This is a genomic window from Roseateles sp. (genome assembly GCF_031397715.1).
Classification (GTDB): Bacteria; Pseudomonadota; Gammaproteobacteria; order Burkholderiales; family Burkholderiaceae_C; genus Paucibacter_A.
Window position 1 is genome coordinate 1 of the sequence record NZ_JANNMI010000020.1, and the last position, 6,354, is coordinate 6,354.

At 67.2% G+C, this 6,354-nt stretch carries 5 protein-coding genes; 3 read left to right on the forward strand and 2 right to left on the reverse strand.

Going from position 1 to position 6,354, the window contains the following annotated elements; translation table 11 throughout:
• A partial coding sequence (locus RMO57_RS00985) for a LysR substrate-binding domain-containing protein (RefSeq protein WP_310383414.1) occupies positions 1 to 231 on the forward strand: 231 nt, incomplete at its 5' end.
• A 22-nt stretch (positions 232 to 253) separates the two neighbouring features.
• Here RMO57_RS00985 and RMO57_RS00990 read toward each other — a convergent pair.
• Positions 254 to 1,963: a helix-turn-helix transcriptional regulator gene (locus tag RMO57_RS00990; RefSeq protein ID WP_310383416.1), complete on the reverse strand. Its 1,710-nt coding sequence runs from the start codon at positions 1,961 to 1,963 to the stop codon at positions 254 to 256.
• A 130-nt stretch (positions 1,964 to 2,093) separates the two neighbouring features.
• Between RMO57_RS00990 and RMO57_RS00995 the strand changes: the two genes are divergently transcribed.
• Positions 2,094 to 3,509 (forward strand): MATE family efflux transporter, encoded by a 1,416-nt coding sequence (locus tag RMO57_RS00995; RefSeq protein ID WP_310383418.1) that lies wholly within the window; start codon positions 2,094 to 2,096, stop codon positions 3,507 to 3,509.
• Here RMO57_RS00995 and RMO57_RS01000 read toward each other — a convergent pair.
• Positions 3,463 to 5,397: a glucokinase gene (locus tag RMO57_RS01000; protein ID WP_310383420.1), complete on the reverse strand. Its 1,935-nt coding sequence runs from the start codon at positions 5,395 to 5,397 to the stop codon at positions 3,463 to 3,465. The genes RMO57_RS00995 and RMO57_RS01000 overlap by 47 nt on opposite strands.
• 461 nt (positions 5,398 to 5,858) lie before the next feature.
• On the opposite strand from RMO57_RS01000, the gene RMO57_RS01005 reads away from it, so the two are divergent.
• Positions 5,859 to 6,354: glucokinase (locus RMO57_RS01005; protein ID WP_310383422.1), on the forward strand; the 496-nt coding region annotated here is incomplete at its 3' end.

Here is a 6,354-nt window from a genome sequence, read left to right on the forward strand (position 1 = left end):
CTGCGCGCCGCGCTGGACGGCGCCGGCATCATCTCGGTAGCGACCGATTTGGTGGCACCTCACCTGCTGCGCGGCGAATTGGTGCGCGTGCTCAACGGCTGGGTCTCCGGCCGCATGTCGGTGTATGCCGCGATGCCCAGCCGCAAATTTTTACCCCAGCGTACGCGCGTTTTTCTCGACTACCTGGTGCAGCGCACGCGGGAAGGGGCAGCGCAGGCTTTGGTCGGCTGAAGCACGGACGGGACGGCTCGGCTCAAGCGCCCAAATGCCGCGCCCGCTGCATCGCCTCCGCGCGCGAGCCGATATTGAGCTTGCTGTAGATGCGGTTGATGTGCGTCTTGACGGTGGCGGCCGACACAAACAGGGCGCTGGCGATTTGCTCGTTGCTGTGCCGCTCGCCGATCAGACGCAGCACCTGCCACTCGCGGCCGGTCAGGCCCAGCGGCGGCGGCGCGTCGGCCATGCCTAACTGGGCCACCGGTTTGGACTCAGCGCTTTTCAGCATGGCCAATAGATTGCCGGCGCAACTGCGGGCGCGGGCGTGATGAACGATGCCGGGCGCGGCCAGCAGCGCCGCCAGCGGGCCGACCAGCTTGGGCGCCAGCCAGCGCGCGTCGCCTTCGAGCTGCAGCTCCATGTCCTCGCCTTCACCGTCCAGCCAGCGCAGCAGGGCAGCCAGATCGGCGCCGGGCGTTGCGCCCAAGGCGGCAATACAAAGCAGCCGGCGCGCCAGCAAGGGCAGCGGGCGGGCAGCCAGTTCGGCGGCCAAACCCACCAACTGATCGGCCGCCAGCGGCTTGGCCGCCAGCAGCGCGCAGCCGGCCTGCAGCACGGCCAACTCCAGCTCATAGGCATTGCTAGCGGCCCAAGTTCCGGCCCGGTAACCGGCCGCGATGGTCCGAAGCGCCGCCTCGTCATGCCGCAGCGAGGCCAAAAAACTCTGCGCATGGATCAGGCGGTTGCGCCATTTGATGCAGAAAAACGCTTTGCGTTCACGCTGCTCCAGCTCGGCCAGCCCCAAGGCCGCCGCTTCCCGCTGGCCGGCCAGCAGGTGTTGGATGGCCTGGTCCAGTAATTGCGGAAAAGCGCGGTCGCTGTCGACCGGCCAGGGCGCATCAGGCTCGCGCACGCCGTGCAGCCGGCTTAAGCGCTGCGCTTCTTGCGCATAGAGCTGGGCCGGCGCGCCAAGGTCGAGCTGCTCATGGACCGCGCTCAAGGCCTGCAACGCATCGATCTGCAGCAGCGTGGCGCCGTCGCGGTTGGCGCCCTTCAAAGCCAAGCTCAAGGGCGCGATCGCCGCCTGCGGGTAGCCAGCGTCCAGCAGCGCCAGCCCGAGTGTGTAACGTGCTAGCAGAGCGGGTAGGTAGAGGTCATGCGGGAAGCCGGCGATGGCCAGCTGTGCTTGCTGAATCGCCCGCGCCGGCTGGTCAAACATCTGCGCGATGCGCGCTTGCAGCGTGGCCCGCAGCGCAGCGCTCAAGCCGGTGGACACCGGCAGCCGGCGCTCGACCTGGTGTGGCTCGCCGGCGACTTCGATGGTCCAGATGTGTCGCAGGCCCAGCAGCTCGCCTTGCTGCAGGCGCGGCTGCAAGGCGTTCAGGCCCAGCAGCTGGCCCAGCAGCGGGCGGCCAGCCGGGCTGTAGAACAAGGCCCAGCCGGCTGGCTCTAAAAAGTCCAGCTGCTGCGTGGGTGTGCCGTGTTGCAGCACCAGCGCGGCGGCGCGCACGATCTGCTCGGCATTGAGCAAGAGCTGCAGCGCGCGCGGCAGCAGCTCGGCCAAGAGCGGCGCCTCGCGGGCCGCGTCCGCGTCGGCCGGCCCGCTCGCGGCCAAGCTGGCCAGTGCTTGTTCAATTTGCTGCGGCGCCTGCGCCAGCAAGGCGGCCAGTGTCGGCACGTCCACCGTGCCCAGCAGCCCCTGCGCGGCATGCACTTGTGTCGTCAGGCTTGGGGCGGGTGGGGTCATTGCAAAGCAAACTCAACTGAGGGGGTGGACGCCGGGCGCAGCGCCTGGAGGCAACAATCGCCGCTGCAGCTGTAGCAGCTGCAGCGGCGGCCTGCAGTCTACGGTCTTGTTTGTTTTTGCCCATTTTTTGATGCCTTCTACTTCCCCCCAGCTGCCCGCCCCGCGTTTGCTCAGCGTCGTCTGGCCCTTGTTCATGGAGCTCTGGTTGGGCGTGGCGCTGGGCCTGTTCGGCACCACCTTGGCGGCGCGCATCTCCGACGCCTCGGCCGGCGCCTTTGCCTTGGGCTTGCAGGTCTCGGCCACGCTGTTCATCTTGTTCCGCGTCATCGGGGCCGGCGTCAGCGTGGTCTTGACGCAAAACCTGGGCGCCGGGCGGCGTGCGGCGGCCGACGGCGTGGCACGCGCGGTGTTGGGGGCCAGCACTTGGATAGGCGGCTTTGCGGCGCTGGCGGCCCTGCTCGGCGCCGCGCCGTTGTTGCGCCTGCTGAACGCGCCGGCCGAGGTGATGCCGCTGGCGACGCCGTTCTTGCAGGTCTTGGCACCGGCCTTGTTGCTGGATGCCTGGAATGCTTCGATGTCCAGCGTAATGCGCGCGCACTTGCGCAGCCGCGAGGCGCTCGCCGTGGTGGTGGCGATGCAAGTCTGCCACCTGGCGCTGGCGCTGCCCTTGATGCTGGGTTGGGGGCCTATTCCGGCACTGGGTTTGACCGGCTTCGCCTTGGCGCTGGGCCTGAGCCGGGCCTTGGGGCTGGCGCTGCACTTGCTGCTGTGGCGGGCGCGCCTGGGGCTGCGGCCGCGTTGGTCGGATTGGTGGCGTCTGCCGGGCGCGGAGCTGGCGGCGGTCTTGCACATCGGCTTACCCGGCGCGGCCGAGAACATCGCCTATCGGCTGGCCTTTATGGTCAGCGTCGGCGTGGCAGCGAGCTTGGGCGCCACCGTGCTGGCCACGCAGGCCTACGCCCTGCAGCTGATGAGCTTTGTGATGATGTTCGGCATCGCCACCGGCTTTGCGGTTGAGATCGTCGTCGGGCATCTGATCGGCGCCGGCCGTCTGCATGCGGCGCACAGCCTGGTGCGCCGGGCCTTGGCGCGTGGCCTGGTGGTGAGCGTCAGCGTGGCCTTGGCCGCAGCGCTGGCCGGGCCTTGGTTGATGGGCTGGTTCACGCAAGACCCAGACATCATCGCGGCGGGCGTGACGCTGCTGTGGTTGACCGTGCTGCTGGTGCCGGGCCGCACCTTCAATCTGGTCGTCATCAATGCGCTGCGTGCCGCAGGCGACGCGCGTTATCCGGTCATCGCCGGCGCGGCCTCGATGCTGGTGGTTTTGGCCGGCGGCAGCTGGTTCTTGGGCGTTCACTTGGGGCTGGGGCTGCCGGGCTTGTGGATCGCCTATGCGCTGGATGAGTGGATCAGGGGGCTCTTGATGTGGCGCCGCTGGGCCACCCAGGCCTGGGTACCCAGCGCCCGCGCAGCGCATCGGCGGGTGCGTGCAACCTCAGTTAGCGACTGTGTGACGTCAGGCGCGCCAGCGGCGAAGCCAGGCTGACGCCGGGCGCCGTGCGTTTGGCACTCGGCTGGCCGCTGGCGAGCGCCTCGGCGCCGCCGGGCTCGTCCAGCGCAAGCAGCGGTGAATTGGCGAGCGGATCCAGCCCGTCCGCATTGCGCCGCATCGCCACGCCGACCGCCAGAATGTCGATCACCAACAGATGCAGGATGCGGCTGACCATGGGCACATGGGTTTCCACATCCTCGGTGTGATCAACGATCAAGGTCACATCGGCCTTGCGCGCCAGCGGTGACTGGCCGGCTGTGATGGCCACCACAAAGGCGCCTCGCTGTTGCGCTTTTTCCACCACCTCCAGCAACTCGGGCAGGCGGCCGCTATTGCTGATTACCACGGCCACATCGCCGGGCTTCAAGACATTGGCGGCCAGCAGTTGCAGGCGCGGGTCGGTGTAGGCCGAGCTGGGCATACCGAAACGCAGGAATTTGTATTCGGCGTCTTGTGCCACCACGCCGTAATGGCCGAGCGCGTAGAACTCGATCCGCCCAGCGTGCAGCAGCAGCTCGACCGCGCGCGCCATCATGTCGCGGTTGAGTTGGCTGCGCACTTGCAGAATCGCCGAGGCGGTGTTGCCCAGCACCTTGGCGCCCAGCTCCAGCATCGAGTCGTCCAAGTTGACCTGCGTGTGCGTGACCGGCACGGTGCCGGTCAGACCCGAGGCCAGGCGCAGTTTGAAGTCGGACAGGCCTTCGCAGCCCAGCGTGCGGCAAAAGCGGATCACGGTCGGCTGGCTGACCTGGGCGGCGCGCGCGATGGTGGCGATCGGGTCGGTCAGCGCCGAGCGCGGGTGCGCCAGGATGTGCTCGGCCACGCGCAGCTCGGCCGGCGACAGCTCGGGGCGGGCGCGCCTGATCTGGCCCAGCAGCCCGGCGCCGGGTGTGGTTTGCAGATTGCGCAGCTGCGCCTCAAGAATCGCCGAGGCACCCTTGAAGGTGGCGTGTTCGGCGGTGATGACAAAGGTCGGAATCGCCGCCACATAGGCGGTAAAGCGGCCCTTGTCTTCGAAGCGTTTCCTGAAGCAAGAGCGCGCGAAATACTCGCCCAGCTTGGGCACGATGCCGCCGCCGATATAGATGCCGCCAAAGGCGCCCAGCGTCACCGCCAAGTCGGCCGCCGCCGTGCCCAAGACGGCGCAGAACACCTCCAACGTTTCTTCGCACAAGGCATCGCGCTGCGCAAGGGCGCGCAGGGTAATTTCGGGTGCGTGCAGGTTCTCGGCCGTTTGGCCGGCGCGCTCAGCCAAGGCGCGGTAAATCAACTCCAGGCCGGGGCCGGACAACAAGCGCTCAAACGACACATGCTCGAATTGCTTCATCGCGAAGCGCAGCACCGCGATCTCGCGCTCGTCGCGCGGCGCAAAAGCGGTATGGCCGCCCTCGGTGCCCAGCGCCACCCAAGCATCGGCCGCCGGGATCAGGCCCGACAGCCCCAAGCCGGTGCCCGAGCCGAGCAGACCGATGACGGCGGGGCTGCGCGCCTGGCCGCCGCCGATCTGCTGCACCTCATTGGCGTTGAGCCTGGGCAGCGCCATCGCCAGCGCGGTGAAGTCATTCACCACCACCAGGGTGTCGAACTTGAGGCGCTGGCGCATCTCTTCGATCGAGAACTGCCAGTGGTAATTGGTCATGCGCACCAAGTCATCTTCGACCGGATAGGCGATCGCTATTGCCGCATGCTCGATCGCCGCGCTGGCGCTAAGGCCCGTCAAGTTGGCCAAGTAGGCGCTGACCGTGGCGTGGAAATCGGCGTAGTCGGCACAGCGCAGCGAGGCAATCTGGCTGAACTCGCCGGGGCTGATTTCAAGCGCAAAACGGGCGTAGGTGCCGCCGATATCGGCAATCAGGCGCGGGCTGTCAAAGGTCGAGGGCATGGCTGCTTTTGGCGGGGCTGTGGGGGTGGCAATTGGGCGTGGGCTTGCGGCGCATTATGGGGCTGCCATTCGGCCAGGAGCTGCGGGTCAAGCCCTTTGAGGCCGGCCAACCGGCCACGGGCAGCCGTCTTGCTGGCAGCAGGAATTTTTTAGTAATGTAGCGATACTACAGGTACGTGGGGCTGATGTTTGGGCGTCGTCGTGAGTTCGCTCCCACCAAGTCAACGGACATCGCTAGCGAATTGCAGCGATTCGGGAAAGGCGCTATTGCGCAGTTAATGTAGTTTTGTTACCTTATGCTTCATGAAGTGGGTCAGGTGCTTGGCGGCTTGAAGCGCGCTGCCAAGGTCAGTAGCAGCTTGGGAGGCCGTCTGCCGCCCCGAGCCTTTCGAGTCGAGAGCTATCGTGCGAGCAAATTCTTTCTGTGGTCGGTCTGTGCTGTTGTCCCTGCGAGGGCTGGCATGAGCGCCAGGGCTTACCCCTGCCTGGTGGCCGATATCGGCGGCAGCAATGCGCGTTTTGGCTGGGTGCCCGCGCGCGGCGCCGACGTCATGCATATCGAGGTGATGCCGGTGTCAGACCATGCAGGGCCGGTGGCGGCGGTGCAGGCCTATCTGCAGGGGCTGCGGCCGCTGTTGAGCGGAGATCTGACACCCCGGCGGGCGGCTTTTGCCGTGGCCACAGCGGTGGTCGGCGACCGTGTGGAGTTGACCAATGGGCATTGGAGCTTTTCGCGCGCCGAGGCCCAACGCTCGCTCGGGCTGGATTCCTTGTTGGTCTTGAATGACTTCGAGGCGCTGGCGCTGTCCTTGCCAAAGTTGCAGGCGAGTCAACTGCGCCAATGGTGTGCGAGCACCGGCGTGCCCGGCCAAGGCTCGGCGGCCGGTGCCAGCACCATTGCGGTGATCGGACCGGGGACCGGCTTGGGGGTCGCTGGTGTGGTGTTTGCCAATGGCG